Annotated in this window: 1 protein-coding gene; it reads right to left on the reverse strand. The window is 66.5% G+C overall.

Annotated features, from left to right (window positions below):
- On the reverse strand, positions 1–558 hold a 558-nt coding region (locus VCS63_RS29725; protein WP_323881932.1), incomplete at both ends, for a phosphate acyltransferase.

The raw sequence follows: 558 nt of genomic DNA on the forward strand, positions 1-558 counted from the left end.
GATGCGGCGCACGGTGGAGCTGGAGGTCAGAATGTGCACCGGCGCATTCGCGCCCAGCAGGAACGGGCCCACCGCCACGTTGCCGCCCGCGGCCGTCTTGAGCAGGTTGTAGGCGATGTTGCCGGAATCCACGTTCGGGCAGACCAGCAGATTGGCTTCGCCCTTGAGCGTGGATGACGGCAGGATACGCATGCGCAGCGCTTCGTCCAGCGCGCAGTCGCCATGCATCTCGCCATCGATCTCCAGGTCCGGCGCGGCCTGGCGCACCAGTTCCAGCGCGCGGCGCATCTTCGCGCCCGACGCCGAACTACCCGAACCGAAGTTCGAGCGCGACAGCAACGCGACCTTGGGCGCCAGGTTCATGCGGGCCATTTCCTGCGCCGCCATCACCGTGAATTCGGCGATCTGTTCGGCCGAGGGTTCATCGTTGACGTGCGTGTCCACCAGCACCACCGTGCGCTCGTTGAGCAACAGGATGTTCATGGCCGCGTACACATTGTGGCCGGGGCGGCGGCCGATGACCTCGTCCACGAAGCGCAGGTGGTCGTGGTAGGCGCC

It is taken from the genome of Achromobacter sp. D10 (genome assembly GCF_035282245.1).
GTDB lineage: Bacteria > Pseudomonadota > Gammaproteobacteria > Burkholderiales > Burkholderiaceae_B > Achromobacter > Achromobacter insolitus.